This is a genomic window from Stenotrophomonas maltophilia (genome assembly GCF_001676385.1).
Lineage (GTDB): Bacteria > Pseudomonadota > Gammaproteobacteria > Xanthomonadales > Xanthomonadaceae > Stenotrophomonas > Stenotrophomonas maltophilia_J.
Window position 1 is genome coordinate 67,378 of the sequence record NZ_LYVJ01000015.1, and the last position, 24,050, is coordinate 91,427.

23 protein-coding genes are annotated in these 24,050 nt (G+C 63.8%); 16 read left to right on the top strand and 7 right to left on the bottom strand.

Annotated features, from left to right (window positions below; genetic code table 11):
- Positions 1–111 precede the first annotated feature (111 nt).
- The 3 genes from A9K58_RS17550 (at position 112) to A9K58_RS19955 (ending at position 1,976) form a co-directional block, all read left to right on the top strand.
- Positions 112–441, top strand: coding sequence for a hypothetical protein (locus tag A9K58_RS17550; protein WP_231109344.1), 330 nt, complete (start codon positions 112–114; stop codon positions 439–441).
- A 427-nt stretch (positions 442–868) separates the two neighbouring features.
- The gene (locus tag A9K58_RS19280; RefSeq protein WP_081284129.1) at positions 869–1,087 is read left to right on the top strand and encodes a hypothetical protein; all 219 of its coding nucleotides are present in this window, start codon (positions 869–871) and stop codon (positions 1,085–1,087) included.
- A 589-nt stretch (positions 1,088–1,676) separates the two neighbouring features.
- Positions 1,677–1,976 carry a hypothetical protein gene (locus tag A9K58_RS19955; RefSeq protein WP_081284137.1) on the top strand — a complete coding sequence of 100 codons (300 nt, stop codon included), beginning with the start codon at positions 1,677–1,679 and terminating at the stop codon, positions 1,974–1,976.
- A 176-nt stretch (positions 1,977–2,152) separates the two neighbouring features.
- On the opposite strand, the gene A9K58_RS17560 is transcribed toward A9K58_RS19955, so the two are convergent.
- Positions 2,153–2,416 carry a hypothetical protein gene (locus A9K58_RS17560; protein ID WP_065200561.1) on the bottom strand — a complete coding sequence of 88 codons (264 nt, stop codon included), beginning with the start codon at positions 2,414–2,416 and terminating at the stop codon, positions 2,153–2,155.
- Positions 2,417–3,969: 1,553 nt separating this feature from the next.
- On the opposite strand from A9K58_RS17560, the gene A9K58_RS19575 reads away from it, so the two are divergent.
- Positions 3,970–4,581, top strand: coding sequence for a hypothetical protein (locus A9K58_RS19575; RefSeq protein ID WP_155760537.1), 612 nt, complete (start codon positions 3,970–3,972; stop codon positions 4,579–4,581).
- 211 nt (positions 4,582–4,792) lie between these two features.
- Here the strand turns inward: A9K58_RS19575 and A9K58_RS17570 are convergent, their stop codons facing one another.
- Positions 4,793–5,650, bottom strand: a complete 858-nt coding sequence (locus tag A9K58_RS17570) for a PoNe immunity protein domain-containing protein (RefSeq protein ID WP_081284141.1) — start codon at positions 5,648–5,650, stop codon at positions 4,793–4,795.
- A gap of 137 nt (positions 5,651–5,787) precedes the next feature.
- On the opposite strand from A9K58_RS17570, the gene rimK reads away from it, so the two are divergent.
- From rimK to A9K58_RS17595, 5 genes are all read left to right on the top strand, one after another.
- Positions 5,788–6,666 carry a 30S ribosomal protein S6--L-glutamate ligase gene (gene rimK, locus A9K58_RS17575; protein WP_065200563.1) on the top strand — a complete coding sequence of 293 codons (879 nt, stop codon included), beginning with the start codon at positions 5,788–5,790 and terminating at the stop codon, positions 6,664–6,666.
- A 246-nt stretch (positions 6,667–6,912) separates the two neighbouring features.
- The gene (locus A9K58_RS17580; protein WP_065200564.1) at positions 6,913–7,389 is read left to right on the top strand and encodes a hypothetical protein; all 477 of its coding nucleotides are present in this window, start codon (positions 6,913–6,915) and stop codon (positions 7,387–7,389) included.
- Between the two features lie 90 nt (positions 7,390–7,479).
- Complete coding sequence (locus tag A9K58_RS17585) at positions 7,480–7,947, top strand: hypothetical protein (protein ID WP_065200565.1); 468 nt, start codon at positions 7,480–7,482, stop codon at positions 7,945–7,947.
- An 8-nt stretch (positions 7,948–7,955) separates the two neighbouring features.
- Positions 7,956–8,633: a response regulator transcription factor gene (locus A9K58_RS17590; RefSeq protein ID WP_065200566.1), complete on the top strand. Its 678-nt coding sequence runs from the start codon at positions 7,956–7,958 to the stop codon at positions 8,631–8,633.
- Positions 8,634–8,637: 4 nt separating this feature from the next.
- Complete coding sequence (locus A9K58_RS17595) at positions 8,638–9,966, top strand: sensor histidine kinase (RefSeq protein ID WP_155760538.1); 1,329 nt, start codon at positions 8,638–8,640, stop codon at positions 9,964–9,966.
- 161 nt (positions 9,967–10,127) lie between these two features.
- Here the strand turns inward: A9K58_RS17595 and coaE are convergent, their stop codons facing one another.
- Genes coaE through A9K58_RS17610 form a run of 3 tightly spaced genes read right to left on the bottom strand, consistent with a single transcriptional unit; the run spans position 10,128 to position 12,881 of the window.
- Positions 10,128–10,739, bottom strand: a complete 612-nt coding sequence (coaE, locus tag A9K58_RS17600) for a dephospho-CoA kinase (RefSeq protein WP_065200568.1) — start codon at positions 10,737–10,739, stop codon at positions 10,128–10,130.
- Between the two features lie 11 nt (positions 10,740–10,750).
- Positions 10,751–11,614, bottom strand: a complete 864-nt coding sequence (locus A9K58_RS17605) for a prepilin peptidase (RefSeq protein WP_065200569.1) — start codon at positions 11,612–11,614, stop codon at positions 10,751–10,753.
- 7 nt (positions 11,615–11,621) lie between these two features.
- A complete protein-coding gene (locus A9K58_RS17610; protein ID WP_065200570.1) occupies positions 11,622–12,881 on the bottom strand; it encodes a type II secretion system F family protein in 1,260 nt (419 codons plus the stop codon).
- Between the two features lie 354 nt (positions 12,882–13,235).
- Here A9K58_RS17610 and A9K58_RS17615 point away from each other — a divergent pair, with 354 nt between their 5' ends.
- The 3 genes from A9K58_RS17615 (at position 13,236) to pilB (ending at position 16,079) form a co-directional block, all read left to right on the top strand.
- Positions 13,236–13,676, top strand: coding sequence for a pilin (locus A9K58_RS17615; protein WP_065200571.1), 441 nt, complete (start codon positions 13,236–13,238; stop codon positions 13,674–13,676).
- A gap of 106 nt (positions 13,677–13,782) precedes the next feature.
- Complete coding sequence (locus tag A9K58_RS17620) at positions 13,783–14,196, top strand: pilin (protein WP_065200572.1); 414 nt, start codon at positions 13,783–13,785, stop codon at positions 14,194–14,196.
- Positions 14,197–14,348: 152 nt separating this feature from the next.
- Positions 14,349–16,079, top strand: coding sequence for a type IV-A pilus assembly ATPase PilB (gene pilB, locus A9K58_RS17625; protein ID WP_065200573.1), 1,731 nt, complete (start codon positions 14,349–14,351; stop codon positions 16,077–16,079).
- Between the two features lie 104 nt (positions 16,080–16,183).
- On the opposite strand, the gene A9K58_RS17630 is transcribed toward pilB, so the two are convergent.
- Positions 16,184–17,557, bottom strand: coding sequence for a sigma-54-dependent transcriptional regulator (locus A9K58_RS17630; RefSeq protein WP_065200574.1), 1,374 nt, complete (start codon positions 17,555–17,557; stop codon positions 16,184–16,186).
- A gap of 60 nt (positions 17,558–17,617) precedes the next feature.
- Positions 17,618–19,231, bottom strand: coding sequence for a sensor histidine kinase (locus tag A9K58_RS17635; RefSeq protein WP_065200575.1), 1,614 nt, complete (start codon positions 19,229–19,231; stop codon positions 17,618–17,620).
- Positions 19,232–19,589: 358 nt separating this feature from the next.
- On the opposite strand from A9K58_RS17635, the gene sucC reads away from it, so the two are divergent.
- The 4 genes from sucC to A9K58_RS17655 form a co-directional block, all read left to right on the top strand.
- Entirely contained in the window at positions 19,590–20,759 is a 1,170-nt protein-coding gene (gene sucC / locus A9K58_RS17640) for an ADP-forming succinate--CoA ligase subunit beta (RefSeq protein ID WP_065200576.1), read from the top strand.
- A gap of 24 nt (positions 20,760–20,783) precedes the next feature.
- The gene (gene sucD, locus A9K58_RS17645; protein ID WP_065200577.1) at positions 20,784–21,659 is read left to right on the top strand and encodes a succinate--CoA ligase subunit alpha; all 876 of its coding nucleotides are present in this window, start codon (positions 20,784–20,786) and stop codon (positions 21,657–21,659) included.
- Positions 21,660–21,838: 179 nt separating this feature from the next.
- Entirely contained in the window at positions 21,839–23,473 is a 1,635-nt protein-coding gene (locus tag A9K58_RS17650; protein WP_065200578.1) for an NAD+ synthase, read from the top strand.
- A gap of 240 nt (positions 23,474–23,713) precedes the next feature.
- The coding region (locus A9K58_RS17655; protein ID WP_155760539.1) for an IS110 family transposase at positions 23,714–24,050 on the top strand (337 nt) is incomplete at its 3' end.

Genomic DNA, 24,050 nt, shown 5'->3' on the forward strand with positions numbered 1-24,050 from the left:
GGCTATCGAGACACGGGGGCGGGTTTGGCGTAAGGATGTGGGCTTTGCCAGATGGTGGATCCGAGTATCGTGGAGGATACTCAGACCAACTGTGAGCAAGAGGATCAACCGTTGAGCGCTTCCATGCTTCCGAGAATTGTCGGTTTCGATGTGCCGCAGCTGCATGAGCGCGTCGATTCCTCTACTGATGAGGCCATCATTGCGTTGTTGGATCTTGCGCCAGGAGCCCGCTGGACTGAACTCTTCGTGAGGAAGTGCGAGGCGCTGGCGTCTCAGCTCTCCTTGGCAGAAGTCCGGGTTGAAGGCTCCAGGATCTATTTTTACGGGTCAATCAGCGACTCAAGAGCGCTCGCCGATGCGGTCATGTCCATCGTTCACGTGCTGAATGATCAACTCATGCGAGAAGGGAACGACGCAGCCTCGCGGGAAGAAAACTCCTAGGAGCAAGAGAGGCGCGACCAGCATTGACCTGCAATATCCGCTGCGCCAGGGTGACCACGAAGACTGGATCGAGCCGCAAGTCTGCCCTCGAGGTCGTCCAACCATTCTGCGCGTGTTCCATGCGGATCCCTGACGTAGATGTCACATGCGATCCGGACGACGGGGTCAACCTCATGGCGAAAGCTAACAGCAGGTAGGGCACCAGAGTTGAATGCCAAACTCCAGTGGGTGAGCTCGCGTTCGACGTCAACGAAATCCTTGTTCCTCATGCGTTCCATGTTCTTCTCCTATCGGGACTGCACTGTACACCCTTCAGAACATCGGCCTGTTCATGACACTTGTTCATACTCGCGCCAATCCGGCACGGCTACGTAACGCGCTGGGGAGCACCGTGGGTTGGCAGCAGATGGCTGCATCGGAGTAAGACATGAACAGTTCTCCCCAGAACCAGAACGACCGTCCCAACTCGGATGGCGAGAAGAAGCAGCCTGGCCAGCAGGGTCAGGTGGATGGGAACGAGCTTGGCGGTGAAGACCTCGCCGGAAAGCAAGGTCAGCAACAGCAGCAGCCGGGAAGCAAGGAGGGTGAGCAGTCGACCCATGGCCAGGACCAAAAGGGCAGTGCTGGTCGCGATAGCCGCCGTTGACGTCTAAGGAGTGGCCGCGCCCAGCGCGGCTCCTTCTGTATCATAGGAACGTTGATATGTCGTCCCACGCTCAAACTGTGAACTTGATGACGAAGATCATGTATCAATCGCGCCCGGCGACCATGACGACGATGGCTCAGTGCCGGACCTGTCAAGGGCAAAGCCCTGGTGGAATGGAGTGTGCGCGGTGTTTGACTGAAAAGTTGGGGAGAGTGATTGCGAATAGAGGCGCTGCTCTTTGCTGGCTTGAGTCGTTCCTGAAAGTTCAGCGAGACGAAGCACACGTGTTCATATGTGCAAAGAGAGTTGATGCGTCAGCCTTGTAGCAGTCGCATTCCGGCCTGACATTGCGCAAGCGTATGCTCGTTACATCTAGGAGCAACGCTATGAATTTCCCGATATGCATATACGATCGAACGGGTACTGGGCTCCGGCTTCCTTCCGAGTGGTGGCTTGATCTGCAGTCAGATCTCCCTGCGCTGGTGAATGGTAGTGAGCGCATAGAACTTCCACGTTCATCAAAAGATGAACGCCCTCGTCTGGATCCTGAAGTTCTCAGTGATCTACACAGACGAATACGAGGCTCGCAATGGCTAGGGTAGATCGAACTCAACCGCCAGGTGTGCGCTGGCTCTTCTTCCGTCTTCGTAACGGGCAGTCGATCAGCCCCGCTAGGCTAATGTCTGTCTGGTGCGAAGCCACTGAATCAACTGAGTGCGCGGTACGTCGCGAAATCATTGACGGCGCCGGCTACGTCATTGCCCTCTATGCGCCGAATGCACTGCGCTCCCCGCGTCGCATGGAACTGCGCATGAGGGCGCTTCTGGAAGAGGCAGGGTATGCGTTTACGATGGGAAGCTTGGCCGGGAGACACCCAGCAGACGGCTGAATCGCGCTATCTATACCCACGGCTGAAGGCACCTCAGCCGAGCCTGCCGCTCACTGCCTGGTAGCTGCTGCCCTTGAATGCTCGCGCTAGCCAAGCCCGGACTCCCCAGGTCTTGCCTACGCGGTATTCGACGCCGTTTGTCGTCTCCGAGAACGTGCGTGTAGGCTGCGAGATGCCTAGTTGGCGCCAATTTGCTCCGTTAGAACTGTAAGGGCCTGCTCGAAGGCGGCGGCGAAGAGCTCGCCGCCATCGTCTCGGTGCTTTGCCGCGATATTGGGTAACAGCTGAAGCCATGCATCGGATAGCTGCTCGCGCGCGGGATGCGTCGCGACAGCCATACGCAGCCCATACTCCATCGCTTTCAGGTAGCCGCGATGGACCTCGATCGCGACTTCGCAGGAGTGGAGGCGGTCCAGCAGGTCGGAGATGCCATCGTTCATTTCGGATTCCCGTTATCGAGCGGAACATCCAGGGTAGGGTTGAACTGCGCCAGCAGTCTTTCGCGACGGCACTGGTCAAGCCAGTGGTGCCAGATCTCTATTTCATCCATTAGCGCCTGTGGCGCCGCAAGCTGGGCACGTGAGTGTGGTGCCCTTCGGATCCGTGTGAAAGCCTGCGTCCTTAGCCATTGAGGACCTCAGTCCACAGTTTTTACAGGTTGATCGCACCTGCTCTAGGCGGGCGATTGCGCCATTGAGCGTAAGCAGGGGCAGAATCGAATGGATCCTGAAGGCATTGGGAGGGTGCATAGCCGTGCCGTTTAAGGGCTGGACCCGGGAGCAAAGAATTCTGCACCGGAGAAGAGCCGCGAGATCGCAGTGTGCTCCTCGCAGAGTGAACGCTCCATCACAGCGAGCTTAAGCGCAGCTGCGCCATCGCTGATGGGCGACCGCCAGCCGCATCCTTCCGGACAAGCTTCCATCCCGCGGCTACCAAGGTTTCCGGGCTGTCTCGATCCTTCTGGCTGGGTGAAGCAGTAGAGGGCGTTGGGGTCTATAGCAGAAGGCCCCGGTTGCGGCTAGAGGTGATGCGACTGTCGGCAGAGAGCCGAGATCCTGGATGTGTCGGCCAAGGCTGCGCGTACGAGCCGTTGCTCGAAAGGAAGAAGTGACGGCTCAGTATGGCTTGTTACCGTGTGCTCGCTCACTAGATTTGCAGGGTGCCACTGCCTCACCTTGAGAAAGCTCAGGGCACGCAGGCGAGCATCGGCAGCAGATTTGCCTACTGCGCATACGAAAATGTAGATCAGGCTTGAGCCAGTAGCTTCGGCGTTGCGGACTTCGAAATGAAACAGGTGCGGTAGCATCGTTCTTCACAACAGCCGAGGGTGACAAGCCTTACTGAAAACTAACTCGGTGGCCGTCGGGTTTGCAAGGACTCGGCAACTCGGTCATCGATGGCAATTCGGAGCCGGTCACGACGATGCCCATGCGGGGCGTCAACATAGATCGGGAACACGCGAACTGATGTCCGGTCCGGCTTGCGCAGGCCCCCCTGCAGCAAGCATTGGCTCTTGGGTGCCCGCCTCCACACACAGAGGCCGACGCGAGAAGCGTGGGTAGTCGGCGGTGAGTTTTCGGTGAAATTCACGCGACGGGGGTGTCTCGGACGGGCGACGGCTACGCCGAGCGATGTGCGCGGCCAGGCTCTACCCGGAGATGCCGCTGCGCGCGGCGGTGGCTCGCCTCACCGACAATACCCCGATCCCGCTGCCGCCTGAGCCGCCCGGTCTCCCGCCGACCCGCGAGCAGCAGCAACAGGCCCGGCGCCGTGCTGAAGCCTCTGCCGCGGCCACGGCACGGCTCAGGGAGGCGCTGGAGCCGCGCAAGCCGCCTGCAGCGACAAAGCCCAGGGCGAAGGACCCAGTGAAGCCTCGGGTAAGGGCGGGGCATTCGCAGGTTCGCAGCTCCTAGCGCGATCACATGATGAGTTCGCCGCTTCGCGGTGTGTCGACATCGAGTGGTAATCTCCGTCGGTCGAGGATGGGGGTGAAATGGAAAGCACAATCGCATCAGCTCTGATCGCTGCCGGAGCGGGTCTACTGACCGTTGGGATTACTGCAGCGGTGGCAGCCGCTGTGGCTACAAAACAGCTACGGCATGACCGGGAGGAAAGGGCGAAAGACCGTGCATTGGAATCCAAACGGGACAGGCTGTTTACTGGTTTGGAATTTGCGAATAGCGCAATGCGGTCCGTGCCACGTCTGGCAAGTGCTGATGTGGCTATTGAGGAGGCGGCTTCCGAATTCAACAAGGCAGTAGCAGGCTTGTCTGCCTCAGGCAGCGTAGCGAGCCTAGAGGTCGTAGAGCGCGGACGAGACCTTGTCGGTCAATGCGGCCGCCTGTTTTTCATCGCGATGGCAAAGCGCCGGAGTATTGAGCTGCAGTCGCGGGAAGGTCCTCACGACTGGGTCGAATTTGCGGACTGGGCTATTACAACCCAGGTTGAGTTGCAGGCTCCATATGCCAGATTATTGGCGGCGATACGCCGCGATTTGGGGATCGAAGGATCTTCCGATGATGAGGTTTTGAAGGCGATCGCCGTGGATATGGTTGCGTTGAATGCGGCTGCGACCCAAGCGGCCGAAATCCTGCAAAACCGTTAGTTTTTTGCTCCGCAATCGTCTACGGAGGCGATGGTTCCCCTGGGAAAAAGTGGCGCCGTTGGTCACTGATTGCGGAGCGAAATACTACCCTATGGTATTGATTTTACAGGCCATGTTCCGCAGCTTCCCAAGCTACTGACGTGGGTTCGATTCCCATCGCCCGCTCCACCTGTCCCACCCTTGTCGTCCGGCAGGGGTTGCGCCCTCGGGCCTAGTGTCGGCGCCGGGCGAAGTCGACCAGATCCGCAGGATAGTGTGGGCACGCGCGAAGGGCGGTGTCGTCGCCCCCGTAGAGAACCACCAGCGCGGCAACCTCCAGGGCCCAGTAGCCCCAGGCATTCGGGCCGGTCAGCCGGCGCGTCCGCTTCTGTGCCTTGGGTGCGAGCAGGAAGAAGTCGCGGTAGTGCACCTGCAGATAGCCGCCCAGTGCGGACGGCTCAAACGCATCGCCCTCGGGCAGGGCGGCGAACAGATCCGCGAAAGGCCGCGGATGGAAGACCTCATCACTGGCCTCGACCAGCCCGAGCGCGGGCGCAGCGATCCAGTCAAGCAACCGATCAGTCTCGTGCTGCAGAACTTTTTCCACCAGCGGAGGCAGCATGTCCTGCGCGTCCAGCAGGACACCCATGCAAAGCAACTGCAATGCGTATTCGTAGTGCTGCGTGGTCCGGGGTTGCAGCGACGGACCGGACTCGATGGCGTGGTCCTGCAGGCTGTCCCGGGCCGTTGCCACCCACTGCGCATGGTCCAGCCACAACGTGGCTACCTGCTCATAGATGTCCCGCAACGCGGCGCCTCCAAATCCGCGGTCGACGGCTTTCAGCAGCAGCGTGCTGCCAGCCTGTGCCGCGGTTTCCCGCGCGAAGGCATGTTCCAGCATCAGGTGGCCGTCGCCGGGCAGGGCATCCTGCGGCAGGTTGCGGCGCGCATGCCGCGACAGCAGCGTGATGCCCGCTTCCCAGTCGGCCTGCCAATCGGGCAGCCGCAGTGGGCGACGGGGCGTGGCCTGGCTCGCGGGCAGAGCCTTCCACTTTGGCAGGTTGTCGATCAGGTGGCGCTGTCCAAGCATGGTAGGTTGCCGAAGGAAGCAGAAGCACCATTCTATCGGCGTGCCTGGGCGAGCTCCGTCCAGGCCGTGTCGCGCGACATCATCCGCCCGCCACACACCCGCGTTATGCTGCGCGCCTGCCGCCCGACCCAGCCGCGATGAAGCTCGCCGTCCTGTCCCGCAACGCCTCCCTGTACTCCACCCGCCGGTTGGTCGAGGCGGCGCGCGCGCGCGGCCATACGGTACGCATCCTCGACCCGCTGCGCTGCTACATGCGCATCGCCGCCGATGGATTCTCCATGCACTACAAGGGGCGCCCGATGACCGGCGTGGACGTGGTCATCCCGCGCATCGGGGCCTCGATCACCCGCTATGGCACCGCCGTGCTGCGCCAGTTCGAGCTGATGGGAGCACGCACGCCCAATCCCTCCGACGCCATCCTGCGTTCGCGTGACAAACTGCGCGCGCACCAACTGCTGGCAGCCAAGGGCATCGACATGCCGGTCACCGTGTTCGGCGACAACCCCGACGACACCGTCGACCTGTTGTCCATGCTCGGGCCGCCGCCGCACGTGGTGAAGCTCAACGAAGGCACCCAGGGGCGTGGCGTCATTCTCACCGAGAAGGCCAGTGCCTCGCGCGGGATTGTCGAGGCGCTGCGCGGCCTGTACGCCAATTTCCTGATGCAGGAGTTCATCGGCGAGGCCAAGGGCGCGGACCTGCGCTGCTTCGTGGTGGGTGATCAGGTGGTGGCCTCGATGCAGCGCCAGGCCCCGGAAGGGGACTTCCGTTCCAATCTGCACGCCGGGGGCTCGGCGGTGGCGGCCAAGGCAAGCCGCGCCGAGCAGCAGGTCGCAGTGCGCTCGGCCAAGGCCCTGGGCCTGTCGGTATGCGGCGTGGACCTGATCCGCTCTGCGCGCGGACCGTTGGTACTGGAGGTGAACTCCACCCCCGGGCTGGAGGGCATTGAAGCCGCGTGCGGGGTGGACGTTGCCACACGGATCATCGAACACGTCGAAAGGCTGAAAAAATCCTGAAAATTCAGTGTCTTGCTATTCTCATGGGTGGATGAGGCCGGGTTTAACACGCCTTTAATCGCCTCCCGCGTAGCCTTCAGCGAACCGCAGCTCTGCCTCTCAGCAGGATCGGTATCGGGATACATGTTCAGACCCAGGCGGGGGCACCGCCTGGGTCTTTTTTATGCCGGATTGGGGTCCCTTGTGGAGGCGCCGTGACGGCCGTAGAGTGGCGGGCATCGTTCCTGGACGGATCGGAGGCTGGCGATGTACCGCATCACGATGATCGCGTTGTTGCTGGGACTGGCGGGGGCCGCTGCGGCCGCGCCGAAGAAGGCCGTTGTACAGATGGATCGCCAGGCGCCGGTGGCCGAACAGGTACGCCAGGTCGAGCAGGCGCTGGATGGCGGCGACTATAGCGAGATCTCCGTTGACGACCGCACCCAGGTCCGACAGGCACTGGCCCGCATCACCCAGCGCGTGGGCGACCACCAGAGCCTGCAGGAGCTGCCGCCCCAGGTACAGGCAGAAGTCTTCAATGACCAGGAGCGGATCAATGCGCTCCTGGCCCGGGCCCACGAGGACAGCCGGCAGGTCTGCCAGCACACCCGCACCACCGGCAGCAACATGCCCAAGAGCCGTTGCCTGACCGTGGCCGAGCGCCGCCGCATCGAGGAAAAGGGCAAAGCCCTGATCAACGACCAGCGCACGTTCAACCAGCTCAACCCAAACACCAACTATTAGGCCGTCCCCGCCTCCCGGTGCGTGGCACTTGCTGGCGTGAAGGCGGTGCGAATACAGTCGGCATTCACCTCAAACAAGGATTCGTTTGTCATGAAATCGCTCCTGATGTCTGCGGTCCTGCTATCCGCGCTGGGCCTGTGCTTTGCCGCGAATGCCAAGGAACCGGTGCTCCAGTCCGGCAAGCCCTTGCTGCCTCAGATCGAGACCATCGAAAAGCAACTCAACGACGGCGAAACCTATTCGGAGCTGAAGGCGGAGGAGCGCGCGCGCGTACGCGAAGTGCTGGCGCGTCTGCGCAGCGTGGGCGAAAGCTACACCGATGGTGCGCCGATGCCTGAATCGACCCGAACCCAGGTGTTCAACGACCAGGAGGTCGTGAACACCGTTTTGACACGGGCGCGTGAAGATAGTCGTCTAATATGCCGACGTGAAAAGACCATCGGTTCCAATCGCACGGTCACGCAGTGCGCCACTGTGGCACAACGTGCGCGGCAGCGTGAGGCAGCTGATCGGGACATGATCCGGGCCCAGCGTGGCGGGCCTACCCATAGCAACTAGAGGTGACAGTGAGAATCCTGGTAATCGAAGACAACAGTGACATCGCCGCCAATCTTGGCGACTACCTGGAGGACCGGGGCCACACTGTGGATTTCGCCGCCGACGGGGTCACCGGGTTGCATCTGGCCGTGGTGCACGAGTTCGACGCGATCGTCCTGGATCTCAACCTGCCCGGCATGGACGGCATCGAGGTCTGCCGCAAGCTGCGCAATGAAGCGCGCAAGCAGACCCCGGTGTTGATGCTGACGGCCCGCGATTCGCTGGACAACAAGCTGGCGGGGTTCGATTCGGGGGCCGACGACTACCTGATCAAGCCGTTCGCATTGCAGGAAGTGGAAGTACGCCTGAACGCCCTGTCGCGTCGCGGCAAGGGCGTGCAGACTCGTGTACTGGAAACCGGTGACCTGGAGTACAACCTGGATACGCTGGAAGTGCGCCGCCAGGGCAAGCTGCTGCAGCTCAACCCCACTGCGCTGAAGATCCTGCAGGCCCTGATGGAAGCGGCCCCGGCGGTGGTGACCCGCCAGGAACTGGAAACCCGCGTCTGGGGCGAGGAACTGCCCGATTCAGATTCGCTGCGCGTGCATATCCATGGCCTGCGTGCGGTGGTCGACAAGCCGTTTGACGTACCGCTGATCCAGACCCGCCATGGCATCGGATACCGCATCGCTACCCCGGAAGCCTGATTCCGTGCCAGCCAAGGGGGAGCGCCGGCGCACGCCGTATCGGCGGCGCCTGCGCAGCCGCATCATTGTCTCCTTCGTGTTGTTGGGCTTCTGCCTGACGACGCTGTTCGCGTTCGCCACCAACTGGGCCCGCATGCGCGTGGAAAACCAGTTGGTGGAGGACGTGATCAACCACAACATCGAGGAATACGCGCGCCGCTTCTACGAGCACCCGGGACGCAATCCGGCGGTGCCGGTGCAGCAGATCCGCGCCTATGCGTATTCGGCCGACAAGTTCGACAAGGCGCGCGAGTCCTGGCCGCAATGGGCCGACCTGCAGACCGGCAATTACAACCTCAGCGGCATCGACGAGCAGGGGCAACCCTATGCCTACAAGCTGGCGGTGCGCAAGGCGGAGGATGCGTGGTTCTTCCTCGCCTACGACATGACCGACAGCGTCCGCGGTGGCAAGCAGCTCAACCGCGCGCTGGTGCTGTCGGTACTGGTGTTCAGCCTGTTGTCCCTGGTGCTGGGCTGGTGGTCGGCGTCCAAGGTGATGAAACCGGTGTCGGATCTGGCTGCACGGCTGCGCGCCTACCGGGGAGGGACCAGTGATCCTGAGCCGCTGGCGCCGCGTTTCCCCGATGACGAAGTGGGGCAGCTGGCCCAGGCGTTGGACGACTACTCATCACGCCTGACCGAAGTGGTGCAGCGCGACCGTGAGTTCAATGCCGACGTCAGCCACGAACTGCGCACGCCGCTGGCGGTGATCCGGGGTGCCACCGAGCTGCTGCTGACCCGGCCTGGCCTGGACGAGAAGGTGCTGCAGCGCCTGCAGCGCATCCAGCGTGCCGAACAGCAGTGCAGCGACCTGATCGGCGCGCTGCTGCTGTTGTCGCGCAATGAGCGCGGGCAGGGCACCAGCAACGTCGCCCGCGTGGCGGAGCAGCTGCTGGATGCGCACCGCGCACAGCTGGGCGGCAAGCCACTGGAGCTGGTGCTGGAAGGCGAGCGCAACCTGGTGGTCGACGCACCGGAGGCTGCGTTGTCGGTCGCGCTGGGCAACCTGATCGGCAACGCGGTGAAATACTCGCAGGATGGCGAAGTGCGTGTCTTTGTCGGCAGCAACTCGGTGTCGGTGACCGACAGTGGCCCCGGCCTGAGCGAGGAAGATGCCGCCAAGCTGTTCCAGCGCGGCTACCGCGGCACGCACGCCGGTCATTCGCAGGGCGGTGGCATCGGCCTGTCGATCGTCAGCCGCCTGTGCGATCTGTACGGCTGGCAGGTCAGCGTGCGCCCCGGCGGCGAGCGCGGCGTGATCGCCACCCTGACGTTTTCGCCGAAGCCGTTGTAAGCGCCCCTCCTTTGGGGGGCGCTCTACTTTGTAGAGCCGAGCCTGCGCTCGGCTGCCTTGGCTTCCTGGAGCCGAGCATAGGCTCGGCTCTACAACAGAGCGGCGCTACGACCCTGGTAGATCCGCGCCACACCTGAATGCCTTGCCGATATTGCGGAGGCTCAGCCCCCAGCCAATCCCAGATACCGCACATGCAGCGCTTCCACTTGTGCCTGCAGCGCATCCGGGTGGCCATCATTGACCACCACGTCGTCCGCCAGCGCCAACCGCTCCGCGCGACTGGCCTGGGCGGCGATCATCTGGTCGGCCAGCGCGGCGTCGATGCCGTCGCGCTGCATCAGCCGGGCGTGCTGCACGGCTTCGGGCGCATCCACCAGTAGTATGCGGTCCAACCACGGGTAGGCCTGCCGCCCGCCGACTTCGGTCAGCAGCGGAATGGCGGCAATCGCATAGGGGCTGGTGGCCTGCTCGCACTGCTGTTGCATCAGCAGGCGGATGGCCGGGTGGGTGATCGCTTCCAGTGCCGCCCGTTCGGCCGGGTCGGCGAACACGTGGGCACGCAGGCGTGCCCGGTCCAAGCTGCCGTCCGACTGCAGCATGTCGGCGCCGAAGCGCTCGGCGATGCGATCCAGGGCAGGGCTGCCGGCGGCGACCACCGCGCGGGCGGCCAGATCGGCGTCGGCCACCACGATGCCCAGCGCCTCGAAGCGCCGGGTCACCTCGCTCTTGCCGGCGGCAATGCCGCCGGTCAGGCCAACTACATACCGGCTCATGGGGACTCCCCTCAGCGCAGCCCGCTCATCACCAGGTACTGCTCCACCAGTGGAGCGCCCCACATGAAGTACAGCCAGCCCGCGATGGCCAGGTAGGGGCCGAACGGGATCGGCGTGGCGCGGTCACGGCCCCGGGTGTACAGCCAGATCGAGCCGATGATGGCACCCAGCACCGACGACAGCAGGATGATCGGCAGGATGCCCTTCAGCCCGCACCAGGCACCCAGAGCGGCCAGCAGCTTGAAGTCGCCGTGGCCCATGCCTTCCTTGCCGGTCAGCTGCTTGAACAGCCACCAGACCATCCACAGTGACAGGTAGCCCACCGCCGCGCCGACCAATGCAGGCTTGGCCGGCATATACAGGTTGTCGATGTTGCCTATCAGGCCCAGCCACATCAGGGGCAGGGTCAATTGGTCGGGTAGCAGCTGGGTGCGCAGGTCGATGCCGGACAGGGCGATCAGGAAGCAGGTCAGCACGATGGCACCGAAGCCCTGCCAGCCGAAGCCGAACTGCCAGACGCAGGCCAGCACCAGCACCGAGGTCAGGGCCTCCACCAGCGGGTACTGCAGCGAGATCGGCGCCTTGCAGTGGCGGCACTTGCCGCCCTGGATGATCCAGCTGAACAGCGGGATGTTCTCGTACCAGCTCAGCTTGTGCTTGCAGTGCGGGCAGTGCGAGGGCTCGACCACGATCCCCGGTGGAGGGGGCTCGTAGAAGTCCGGTTCCTCCAGGACCTCGCGCGCATCGCGCTTCCACTGCCATTCCAGCCGCTTGGGCAGGCGCAGGATGACGACGTTCAGGAAACTGCCCAGCAGCAGTCCAAAGGCGGCCGCGGCGGGGTAGCCGAGGCCGGGATGCTGGTCGAGAAAAGCCATGTATGTGTTATCCGACGACGGCGCCGAGTTTGAAGATGGGAAGGTACATGCCGATGACGATGCCGCCAACGATGGTACCGATGAAGACCATGATCATCGGTTCGAGCAGGCTGCTCAAGGCATCCACGGCATTGTTGACTTCCTGCTCATAATACTCGGCAACCTTGAACAGCATGGTGTCGAGAGCGCCGGCCTCTTCGCCGATGCCGGTCATCTGGATGACCATGTGCGGGAACAGATTGCGTTGCTTCATGGCCATATTGACCGGGTAGCCCACCGAGACGTCGTCGCGCATGCGCAGTACGGCCTCTTCGTAGACCTTGTTGCCAGTAGCGCCAGCCACGATACCCAGGGCCTCCACCAGCGGCACGCCCGCCCTGAAGGTAACCGCAGTGGTGCGAGCGAAACGTGCGATGGCGCTATTGTTGATGATCTGCCCGATCACCGGCACTTTCAGGATCAGCCTGTCAAACGTGTGCTGCATGCCGGGCGAGCGCTTGTAGGCCATGAACAGGCCGACTCCACCGCCGACGAGGATGATCAGGAGCGCCCACCACCAAGACAGCATGAAGCGCGATGCGGCGACGATCATTTGCGTGAATGCAGGCAGGTCCGCGCCAAAGCTCTTGAAGACCTCCTCAAACTGGGGGACCACGAACATCAGCAGAATGGCCGAAACGACAAACGCCACCAGGATGATCATGGCAGGGTAGAACATCGCCTTCTTGATCTTGCCCTTCAAGGCTTCCATGTTCTCCTTGTACGTCGCTACCGTATCAAGGACTGTTTCCAGTACGCCGGCGCCTTCGCCGGCGCGGACCAGATTGCGGTACAGCTCGTCGAACTGCACAGGATGCTTGCCGATGGACTCGTACAGCGAAGAGCCTCCCTCAATGTCCGTCCGGATGGTGTCCACCATCTTTTTCATGCGCGGATTCTTGTGGCCGCTGCCGATGATTTCCAGCGCCGAGACGATCGGCACACCGGACTTCATCATGGTGGCCATCTGACGGCTGAAGAAGGCAATGTCCTTGGGCTTTACGGCGCTGCCTGCGGCACCAAACAAGGGTTTGGGCTTGGTCTTGACCTGGCTGGGATTGATACCTTGACGGCGTAGTTCCGCCCTGAGGAGATTGGCGTTCTTCGCCAACTGCTCACCTTTCATCTTCACTCCCCGCTTGTCGGTCCCCTCCCAGACAAACGGCTGCAGTTCCATGGTGCTACGCGCCACGGGCTCTTTCTTGATCGCACTGCGACTGACGGACATGTTGGCTCCCCAAGACCCGCCATCCCCAGGCGGGCAACTAGCCGTCGATGGTAGCCGGTTCAGGGCCATCTGGGCAGTTGGCGCGCGGCCGGATGTGCGATTTCGTGCCGGATGCCGGCCAAAGGTGACGTACTGCGTCACATTGCAGTGTCCATCGCAGATTCGTACACGGGGGGTTCCCATCCGTGAAATAGCTGCCATCATGGGCGCGGGGAAATCCAGGGGGAGGCGTGCCGGGGTTGGCACGCAACCTGCGTTGATCCACCCGCAGGGGACAGGGACCGCTCAACCGACCGCTGGCCGGACCGAACCTGTCCGCTGAATCAACCATCACTATCTTGGGGATGTACCAAAATGAAGAACCAGAAGGGCTTCACCCTTATCGAACTGATGATCGTCGTCGCGATCATTGCCATCCTGGCTGCCATCGCTCTGCCTGCCTACCAGGACTACACCATTCGCGCCAAGGTGTCGGAAGGCCTGGTCCAGGCTGACGCAGCCAAGCTGGCTGTCGCTGAGACCGCCCAGTCCCAGGGTATCCTGGCCACGGCCGTTGCCGATGCTGCTGCAGCGGGTTACGTGAGCAAGGCGACCACGAATGTTGCCAGCATTGGCATCGCCAATGGCGTCATCACTGTGACCACCCAGGCTACGGGTGCGAAGGTCCAGCCGATCCTGACCCTGACCCCGGCGCAGGCCGATCTGGATTCGCCGATCACCTGGACCTGCAACCTGTCGGCTGGTGAAGCCAAGCACGTGCCGGCCAGCTGCCGTACGGCCGCTGCGAAGCCGTAATTTCACCGGCTGAGCACTGCTGATGAGGCCCCGCTTGCGCGGGGCCTTTTTTATGCAGGCGTGTGATTCGGACTACTTCTCAGGAAATGGGGGCCTAGGAGGAGTGATGAAACGGGAAACCGGATTTTCGTTGATCGAGCTCATGGTTGTGATATCGATCATTGCCATCCTGGCGGCTGTTGCACTGGTCTCCTATCGCGACTACACCGTGAGGGCACGGGTATCTGAAGGCATCCTGTTAACGGCGCCCTTCAAGATCGCGGTCGAGGAGAATATTGTGGACCATGGAAGACTCGACGCACGTGCCTGCGCGGACGTCCGGCCCTTGGATGTGGCTACCGGGAATGTCGCTGCTCTTCAGTGCGAGGGGGACGGCGTTCTGAGTATTCGGACGACAGAAGCAGCAGGCGGCGTTTCCCTTGATCTGGTGCCGTCCGTCAACGGAGACGGATTGCTGGTCTGGATCTGTAGGGTCAAGGCGGGCAGCCGCCGGCACGTGCCAGCGGTTTGCCGCACGTAGTGAATTGGTTGACGGTGTGCGATCCGGGGGGGGGGCGCTGTTGGCATGGGGGCACAAGCGGACGGATGTCCGCTGAATACGGTTGACCGCGCTGGCGCTTCCCCGCGCAACGCGCCTTCGGTAACCTGCGCGGGGGAGTAGGAGCTACATACATGAATGCCGTAACCACCGCCAACCTCGTCGGCATCACCGGCCTGGCCCGCCGCCTCGTCCAGGACGGTGCCCTGGATGAGGCCGCCGCCCGCGACGCCATGGCCAAGGCCGCCGCCGCTCGCCAGCCGCTGCCGACCTGGTTCGCTCAGAACAAGCTGGTCAGCGCTGCGCAGCTTGCCGCCGCGAATTCGGTCGAGTTCGGCATGCCGCTGTTCGACGTTTCCGCGTTCGACGCCAGCCAGAACGCGATGAGCCTGGTCAGCGAGGAGCTGCTGCGCAAACACAACGTGCTGCCGCTGTTCAAGCGCGGTGGCAAGCTGTTCGTCGGCACCAGCAATCCGACCCATTCGCTGGACGAGATCAAGTTCCACACCAATCTGGTGGTGGAGCCGATCCTGGTCGATGACGACCAGATCCGCCGTACGCTGGAGCAGTGGCATGCCAGCCATGACACCTTGGGCGATGCCCTCGGCGGCGATGACGAGGGCATGGGCAACCTGGAGGTCTCGGCCGGCGACGACGACATGGGGGCGGGCGGCGACGCCGGCATCGACGCCAAGGGCGACGACACCCCGGTGGTGAAGTTCGTCAACAAGGTGCTGGTGGACGCGATCCGCAAGGGTGCATCGGACATCCACTTCGAGCCCTATGAAGACGACTACCGCGTGCGCCTGCGCATCGACGGGCTGCTGAAGATGGTGGCGCGCGCGCCGGTGAAGCTGAACCAGCGTATCGCGGCGCGCCTGAAGGTAATGGCGCAGCTGGACATCGCCGAGAAGCGCGTGCCGCAGGACGGGCGCATCAAGCTCAACCTGTCCAAGACCAAGCAGATCGACTTCCGTGTCAGCACGTTGCCGACCCTGTTCGGCGAGAAGGTGGTGCTGCGTATCCTGGACGGCAGCGCGGCCAAGCTCGGCATCGACAAGCTGGGTTACGAACCGGACCAGCAGAAGCTGTTCCTGGAAGCCATCCACAAGCCCTACGGCATGGTCCTGGTGACCGGCCCGACCGGTTCGGGCAAGACCGTGTCGCTGTACACCGCGCTGGGCATCCTCAACGATGAGACGCGCAACATTTCCACTGCGGAGGACCCGGTGGAAATCCGCCTGCCCGGTGTCAACCAGGTGCAGCAGAACAACAAGCGCGGCATGACTTTCGCCGCGGCGCTGCGTTCGTTCCTGCGCCAGGATCCGGACATCATCATGGTCGGCGAAATCCGCGACCTGGAGACGGCCGAGATCGCGATCAAGGCGGCGCAGACCGGCCACATGGTGCTGTCCACGCTGCACACCAACGATGCACCGCAGACCATCGCGCGCTTGATGAACATGGGTATCGCTCCGTACAACATCACCAGTTCGGTGACGCTGGTGATCGCCCAGCGCCTGGCGCGCCGGCTGTGCGGCAACTGCAAGCGCCCGGCCCAGCTGCCGGAGCATGCACTGCTGGCCGAAGGCTTCACCCAGGCGCAGCTGGACGCGGGCATCGAACTGTACGAAGCGGTGGGCTGCGATGAGTGCACCGAAGGCTACAAGGGCCGTACCGGCATCTACCAGGTGATGCCGATGACCGACGAGATTGCCACGATCGTGCTGGCCGGTGGCAATGCGCTGCAGATTGCCGAGGCGGCACAGCAGATCGGGGTGAACGACCTGCGCCAGTCAGCCCTGAAGAAGGTGGCGGCAGGCATCACCAGCCTGGCCGAGATCAACCGCGTCACCAAGGATTGATGTAGAGCCGGGCCCATGTCGGCCCGTGATCCGAAGAGCAGCCGAGCATCGGCTCGGCTCTACAGTAGATCCACGCCAGGCGTGGTCGGCCAGGCTCCGGCCGTTTACTCCATCCCCAGCTTCTTCAGCTTGTAACGCAGCGCGCGGAAGGTAATGCCGAGCTGCGCGGCGGTACGGGTCTTGTTCCAGCGGTTCTCCTCCAGCGCGCGCTGGATGGCGCTGCGTTCGAGCTGCTCGATGTAGGAGGGCAGGGCCGCGCCACCGGGTTGCAGGTCGGCCACGGCTTCGGCGGCGGCGCCTGCACCCGTCGCGCGTGGCGCATGCTGTGGCAGGCGCAGGTCATCGGCGCTGATGCAGTCCTCCTCGGCCAGTGCCAGTGCACGCTCCAGGATGTTCTCCAGTTCGCGCACGTTGCCGGGAAAGGCGTACTGGGCCAGTGCGTCCAATGCCGACGGCGCCAGCAGCGGGGTGGCCCGGCCATGGCTGCGGGCCAGCCGCGCCAGTACGGCCGCAGCCAGTTCCGGCAGATCCTGGCGACGCTCGCGCAGCGGCGGCACTCGCAGTTCGATCACGTTGATGCGGTAGTACAGGTCGTGGCGGAAACGCCCGTCCTCGACCAGCTCGGCCAGGTCCTTGTGGGTGGCCGAGAGAATACGCACATCCACAGGCTCTTCGTTGGCTGCACCAACCGCGCGCACCGACTTTTCCTGGATCGCCCGCAGCAGCTTCACCTGCATCTGCAGCGGCAGCTCGGCCACTTCGTCCAGGAACAGGGTGCCGCCGTGCGCGGCCTGGAACAGGCCGGGCTTGTCGGCGTGCGCACCGCTGAAGCTGCCCTTGCGGTGGCCGAAGAACTCGCTTTCCATCAGTTCGCTGGGAATGGCTCCGCAGTTGACGGGTACGAACGGCCCGGCGGCACGTGCGCCCTGTGCGTGGATGGTGCGGGCCACCAGTTCCTTGCCGACCCCGGATTCTCCCAGGATGTAGACCGGCGCCTGGCTGCGCGCGACCTTGCCGATGGTGGTGCGCAGCAGGTCCATTGCGGGCGAATCACCGAGCAGGCGCGTGCCCTGTTCGGCTGCGGGGCCGGGCACGGGGCGTTCGGCGTTGTTGAGCTCCAGCGCGTGCTTGACCAGGCCGCGCAGCACGGCGATGTCCACCGGCTTGCTGACAAAGTCGAATGCCCCGGCCTTCAGGGCTTCCACGGCCAGGTCCATGCTGCCGAATGCGGTGATCATCGCCACCGGCGTGCGCGGGTAGTGCTGGGCGATCTCGCTGACCAGCTCAATGCCGTTGCCGTCGGGCAGGCGCATGTCGGTGATGCACAGGTCATACGGGTTGCTGGCCAGCAGCTCGCGCGCTTCGGCGAGGTTGGCGGCGGTACTGATGCGCAGCCCCATGCGGCCGAGCGTCAGTACCAGCAGTTCGCGGATGTCGCGTTCGTCGTCGACGACGAGGGCGCTGCGGGTTTCGTTCATGAGCGTGAAAGATAAACGAGGGGGCGGAAAGCGACAAATGCTTGACGCACAAAACGGGATTCAGGTGGGCAGCAATGTGTGTGGACCGGGCAGGACCAGGCGGAAGCAGGAGCCACCGGCCGGTACCGGAATGTAGTCAAGCCGGGCCTGGTTGGCCTTGCACAGTTCGCGGGCGATATACAGGCCCAGGCCGGTCCCGTGCTCGGAGGTGGTGAAGAACGGCCGGAACAACTGCGCGGCCACCGCTTCGGGTATGCCGGGGCCGCGGTCCATCACGTCGATCACCGCGCTCCGCTCGTGCTGGGCCACGCGCAGCCTCACCCGCGCCGGCTGCTGGCCGATGCGGCCGTACTTGAGCGCGTTGTGCACCAGCACGGTCAGCACCTGGTAGAGGTGCTTGGTGTCCACCTGCGCCGGCACCGAGCTGTCGCTGATGATCGGCTCGATGCTGTCGGTTTCCAGCGTCTGGCCCTGCTTGTACTCCAGCACGAAGCGGCGCACGAAGGCAGCCAGATCGACGTTCTCCGGGGTTGCGCGCTCGCGCCGGGCCAGGCCCAGCACGCTTTCGACGATGCCGTTGGTGCGCTGGCACTGCTGGCGGATGATCTGCAGCAGGCGGCGGTCGCTTTCGTTGAAGCTGGTGCCTTCTTCCAGCAGCTGCACGGCGTAGTTGATCGCTGCCAGCGGGTTGCGGATCTCGTGGGCGAGGCTGGCCGAGAACCGCCCCATCGCCGACAGGGTGAGCGATTCGGCGCGGCGCGAGACCACGCTGGAGTCATCCAGGAACACCAGGGCCAGCTCGCTGCCGGCCAGCAGGCGGGCGAAGCGTGGCTGGACTTCGGGTTGGTCGGGGTTGAGTTGCAGCGGCAGTTCGTCCTGCGCCCAGCCATTGCGCCAGCGCTGCAGGCGACGCGCCAGTTCCGGCGCAGCGCTGGCCAGGTCCAGGCGCCCGCTTTCGCCGCTGCCGTCACTGTCGCCGAGCAGCATCGCGGCCGCCTCGTTGGCCAGGGTGATGCGGTTGTCGGCGTCGACCACCAGCACGCCGGTGCGCATGCGGCGGATGATCAGTTCGTTGATCTGGAACAGGTTGGCCACTTCGTCGCCGCGCTGGTTGGCCAGCTGCTGATTGCGGCGCGCACGGCTGCCCACCTGGTAGCTGATGAAGGCCAGGGCCAGGTAGCTGGTGGCGAACATCGCAAGTTCGGCCAGGGTGCGGGTCGGGTCCCCTCCCTCCAGCAGCTTCCACAGATACTCACCGGCCGTGGCAAGGCTGGCGGCCAGCGCCAGGCCCAGGCCCCAGCTGAGCGGCAGCAGGGTGGCAGCGGCAGCGATATTGAACAGCAGCGACATCGAAATGCCGGCGCTGGCACCGGGCAGGGCGTGAGCCAGCAGGATGGCGGCGACAATGTCCACCAGCACGCCGGAGACCACGATCGGGCGCAGCCAGCGTTCGTTGCGCCCGATTGCCAGGGCCAGCAGCGACAACACCAGATAGATGGCCGCGACGACATCGGCCAGGCGCGGATGGTGCGCCTCACCTACCATCGCCGACAGCGGGCTGTACAGCAGGGCGGCGATGACCGCCGCGATCAGCACCCGGTACAGGGCGAAGAAATACAGTTCACGCCGCGGGATCGATTCGATGCGGTCGATCAATGAAGCACTGGGTGACACGCCGGAACTCCCCTTCTGGCTGCCTGGATCTGGACGCTGTGCCGGCCCCGCCGGCGTCCCCTGAAGCCGGTCGGCGCCACGCATGTGGATACCCAGTATAGAGCCCCCGGCGGGATGCCGCCGGCGGGGCGTGGCTTGCGCATTCGGCCCGCTGCGGGAACCGGCCTGCGCCTGCCGCCGCCGGCGCAACTGCCTGAATGACGGCGGAAATCTGGCCGGCTCAGGCGTTTTGTACAGACTTCTTTGCGCCCCGGCGCCGGCTCGGCCACAATAGTGGGCCCGCCGCGGTCCGTGCCGGTGTCCCTTGCAGGGGGCCCTGAGGAATTGCGTGCGGTCGTTCCTATTCCCACGGTGACGCATGAATTTCCACGAATACCAGGCAAAACAACTGCTTGCCGAATACGGCATCCCGGTCCCGGCCGGCAAGGTCGCGGCGACCCCGGACGAGGCGGTTGAAGTCGCCCAGTCGCTGGGCCAGGGCCCCTGGATGGTCAAGGCGCAGATCCACGCTGGCGGCCGCGGCAAGGCTGGCGGCGTCAAGTTCTGCAAGACCGTCGACGACGTGAAGGCCGCAGCAGCCAAGATGCTCGGCACCAAGATGGCCACCTACCAGACCGCCGGCGTCGAGCTGCCGATCAACCTGGTGCTGGTGACCACCGCCGGTGAGATCGTCAAGGAGCTGTACCTGTCGGTCCTGGTGGATCGCGGCACCCGCACCATCAGCTTCATCGCCTCTTCGGAAGGCGGCATGGAAATCGAGCAGGTCGCTGCCGAGACTCCGGACAAGATCCACACCCTGAACGTGGACTTCGTCGAGGGCGTGCAGGGTTACCATGGCCGTGACATCGGCTTCAAGATGGGCCTGACCGCCAAGCAGGCCGGCCAGTTCGCCAACATCATGGTGAACCTGTACCGCATCTTCAACGAAAAGGACCTGGCGCTGGTTGAAATCAACCCGCTGGCGATCCTGGACGACGGCAACCTGTACGCGCTGGACGGCAAGTTCAACAGCGACGACAACGCCAACTTCCGCCACAAGGAACTGGTCGCGATGCGCGACAAGTCCCAGGAAGATGAAACCGAAGTGACCGCTTCGGAGCTGGACATCAACTACGTCACCATGGATGGCAACATCGGCTGCATGGTGAACGGTGCCGGCCTGGCCATGGCCACCATGGACGTCATCAAGCTCAACGGCGGCGAGCCGGCGAACTTCCTGGACGTGGGCGGCGGTGCGAACAAGCAGCGCGTCATCGAAGCGTTCAAGCTGATCCTGTCCTCGGACAAGGTCGAGGGCATCTTCGTCAACATCTTCGGCGGCATCGTCCGCTGCGACATGATTGCCGAGGGCATCATCGCCGCCGTGAAGGAAGTGGGCGTCAAGGTTCCGGTCGTGGTGCGCCTGGAAGGCACCAACGTGGAAGAAGGCAAGCAGCTGCTGCGCGACAGCGGCATGGCCATCATCCCGGCTGACAACATCAACGACGGCGCCAAGAAGGTCGTTGAAGCGGTCAAGAACGCCGCCTGATCCACGACACCGAAGGAAATTCCCATGTCTGTTTTGATTAACAAGAACACCAAGGTGATCGTGCAGGGCTTCACCGGCCAGCAGGGTACCTTCCACGCCACCCAGATGATCGAGTACGGCACCCAGGTGGTTGGCGGCGTGACCCCGGGCAAGGGTGGCACCACCCACATCGACCTGCCGGTCTTCAACACCGTCGCCGATGCCGTGCAGAGCACCGGCGCCGACGCTTCGGTCATCTACGTGCCGCCGCCGTTCGCGGCCGATGCGATCCTGGAAGCGGCTGCGGCCGGCATCAAGGTCATCGTCTGCATCACCGAGGGCATTCCGGTGCTGGACATGCTGCGGGTGAAGAACGTGCTGACCCGTACCTACCCGGACACCGTCCTGATCGGTCCGAACTGCCCGGGTGTCATCACCCCGGGTGAGTGCAAGATCGGCATCATGCCGGGCCACATCCACAAGCCGGGCAAGATCGGCATCGTGTCGCGCTCGGGCACCCTGACCTATGAAGCGGTCAAGCAGACCACCGAGGTCGGCCTCGGCCAGTCCACCTGCATCGGCATCGGTGGTGACCCGATCAACGGCCTGAACTTCGTCGACTGCCTGAAGCTGTTCAACGAAGACCCGCAGACCGAAGGCATCATCATGGTCGGCGAAATCGGTGGCGACGCCGAGGAAGCCGGTGCCGAGTACATCAAGAACCACGTGAAGAAGCCGGTCGTCGGTTTCATCGCCGGTGCGTCGGCTCCGGCCGGCAAGCGCATGGGCCACGCGGGCGCGATCGCCTCGGGCGGCAAGGGCACCGCGGAAGGCAAGTTCGCCGCGATGGAAGCCGCTGGCGTCGTCACCGTCCGTTCGCCGGGCGACCTCGGCGCTGCCATCGCCAAGCTGGTGAAATAAGATCGACTGCCCCCGGCAGACGATTCTGCAGAGCCGGCCGCTGCCGGTTGCCTGAAACAGAAAGGCCGCCTCCGGGCGGCCTTTCTGCGTCTGGTGTGGGGTCAGATCCCTTTGGCTGCGCAAAAGGGATCTGACCCCGGCGTTACAATGGCGGCATTGCAACCACAGGCTGAGTTCCCATGGCTTCGATCCGCATCGCGATGGCGCAGTTCGATTTCCCGGTCGGCGATGTCGCCGGCAACACCGAGCGCATCATTGAGATGATCGGCCAGGCGCGCGACGAGCATGGCGCCGAGCTGGTGATGTTTCCTGAGCTGGCGGTGAGCGGTTACCCGCCTGAGGATCTGCTGCTGCGCCCGGGCTTCCTGTACGAGTGCGAGCAGGCGATGAGCCGCATCGCCGGCGCCTGCCGTGGCATCACCGCCGTGGTCGGTTGGCCGCAGGCCGCCGGTGCGGTGGTCTACAACGCCGCCAGCGTGCTGCGTGACGGCGTAGTAGAGCAGACCTACCGCAAGCGTGAGCTTCCCAACTATGCGGTGTTCGACGAACGCCGCTACTTCGACGTCGATCCGGACGGCAGCAGCTGCGTGTTCGAGGTCAATGGCATTCCGGTCGGCCTTCTGATCTGCGAGGACCTGTGGTTCGCCGAGCCCATGGCCGACACCGTGCGTGCAGGTGCGCAGCTGGTGGTGGTGCCCAATGCTTCACCCTTCGAGCGTGGCAAGCACGCCCAGCGCGACGCAGTGCTTGCCGCGCGCACCCGCGAGAGCGGAGCGGCGATTGCCTATCTCAATGTGGTCGGTGGCCAGGACGCCTTGGTATTTGATGGTGCGTCGGTCGTGGCCGACGGTGACGGCACGGTGCACCCGGCCGCCGCTGCGTTCGTCGACCAGTGGCTGGTGGTGGAGTACGACGGTCGAACCCGCCGCTTCATGCCGCATGTGTGGATGGATGATGGCGACGAGAGCATGGACGCGCTGGCCTGGCGTGCAGTAACCCGCGGCATCCAGGACTACTGCCGCAAGAACGGCTTCAGCAAGGTGTGGCTGGGCCTGTCCGGCGGCATCGACTCGGCCCTGGTGCTGGCCCTGGCGGTGGACGCGATGGGCGCCGAGAACGTCACTGCCGTGCGCCTGCCGTCGCGCTACACCGCAGGCCTGTCCAACGACCTTGCTGCCGAGCAGTGCCAGGCGCTGGGCGTGAAGCTGGAAGCGGTGTCGATCGAGCCCGCATTCAAGGGCCTGATGGAATCGCTGGCGCCGATGTTCGAAGGCACCTCCGCGGACGTGACCGAGGAAAACCTGCAGTCGCGCAGCCGCGGCGTGATCCTGATGGCGCTTGCCAACAAGTTCGGTGGCCTGCTGCTGACCACCGGCAACAAGAGCGAGTACGCGGTGGGCTACGCCACCATCTACGGCGATATGTGCGGTGGCTACGCGCCGCTGAAGGACCTGTACAAGACCGAGGTATTCGGCCTGTCGAAATGGCGCAACACGGTGGGCGGAGCGCCGGTGATTCCGCCGGCGGTGATCAGTCGCCCGCCATCGGCCGAGCTGCGCGAGAACCAGCTGGACCAGGATTCGCTGCCGGCCTATGACGTGCTGGACGGCATCCTGTACCGGTACATCGACCAGGAGCAATCGCGTACGGACATCGTCGCCGCCGGTTACGACGCGGCCGTGGTTGATCGCGTGCTGCGCCTGGTCCGCATCAGCGAGTGGAAGCGGCACCAGGCCGCGCCGGGCCCGAAGGTTTCGCGGCGCGCGTTCGGTCGCGAGCGCCGCTACCCGATCAGCAACGGCTACAAGGGCTGAGGCAGCGGGCCATCCACGCATGGCGTGGATCTTATCTCTTGCCGATCTGGCACCTTGGGTGCCGAGAGCCCGGCGTGGGCGACCGTGTGGATCCAGGTCTTGCGACCGAGAAGTAGCTTGGGTCCCCACGCCGGATTCTCCCTGAACCGCCCGAACAGTTGGTTGAGTTGGCGCTCGAACTGATAAGACTGGGCAAGCGGGGGGGAGCTCTCGACCCTGTCAGCCTAGCGGAGTTCTGCCATGTTTGGGATTGGGATCGATGTGAGCAAAGCCACGCTGGATGTGGCCGTCCATGGAGAGCAGTTTCGCCAATTCAGCAACGACAAGCGCGGCTTTGTGCGCTTGATTCGGTGGTTGAAGAAGTGGCCGATCAAGCAGGTCGTTCTTGAGGCAAGCGGGGGTTACGAGCGGGCTGCTCTGGATGTATTGCACGCCGCCGGCCTGCCGATGGTACGGATCAATCCAGCGCGTGCACGGCGATTTGCCCAAGGCACGGGCCGTGCCGCCAAGACCGATCGGCTCGATGCGACGGTGCTGGCGCAGATGGCCCATTTGTTGCCGCTGACCCGCTACGTAC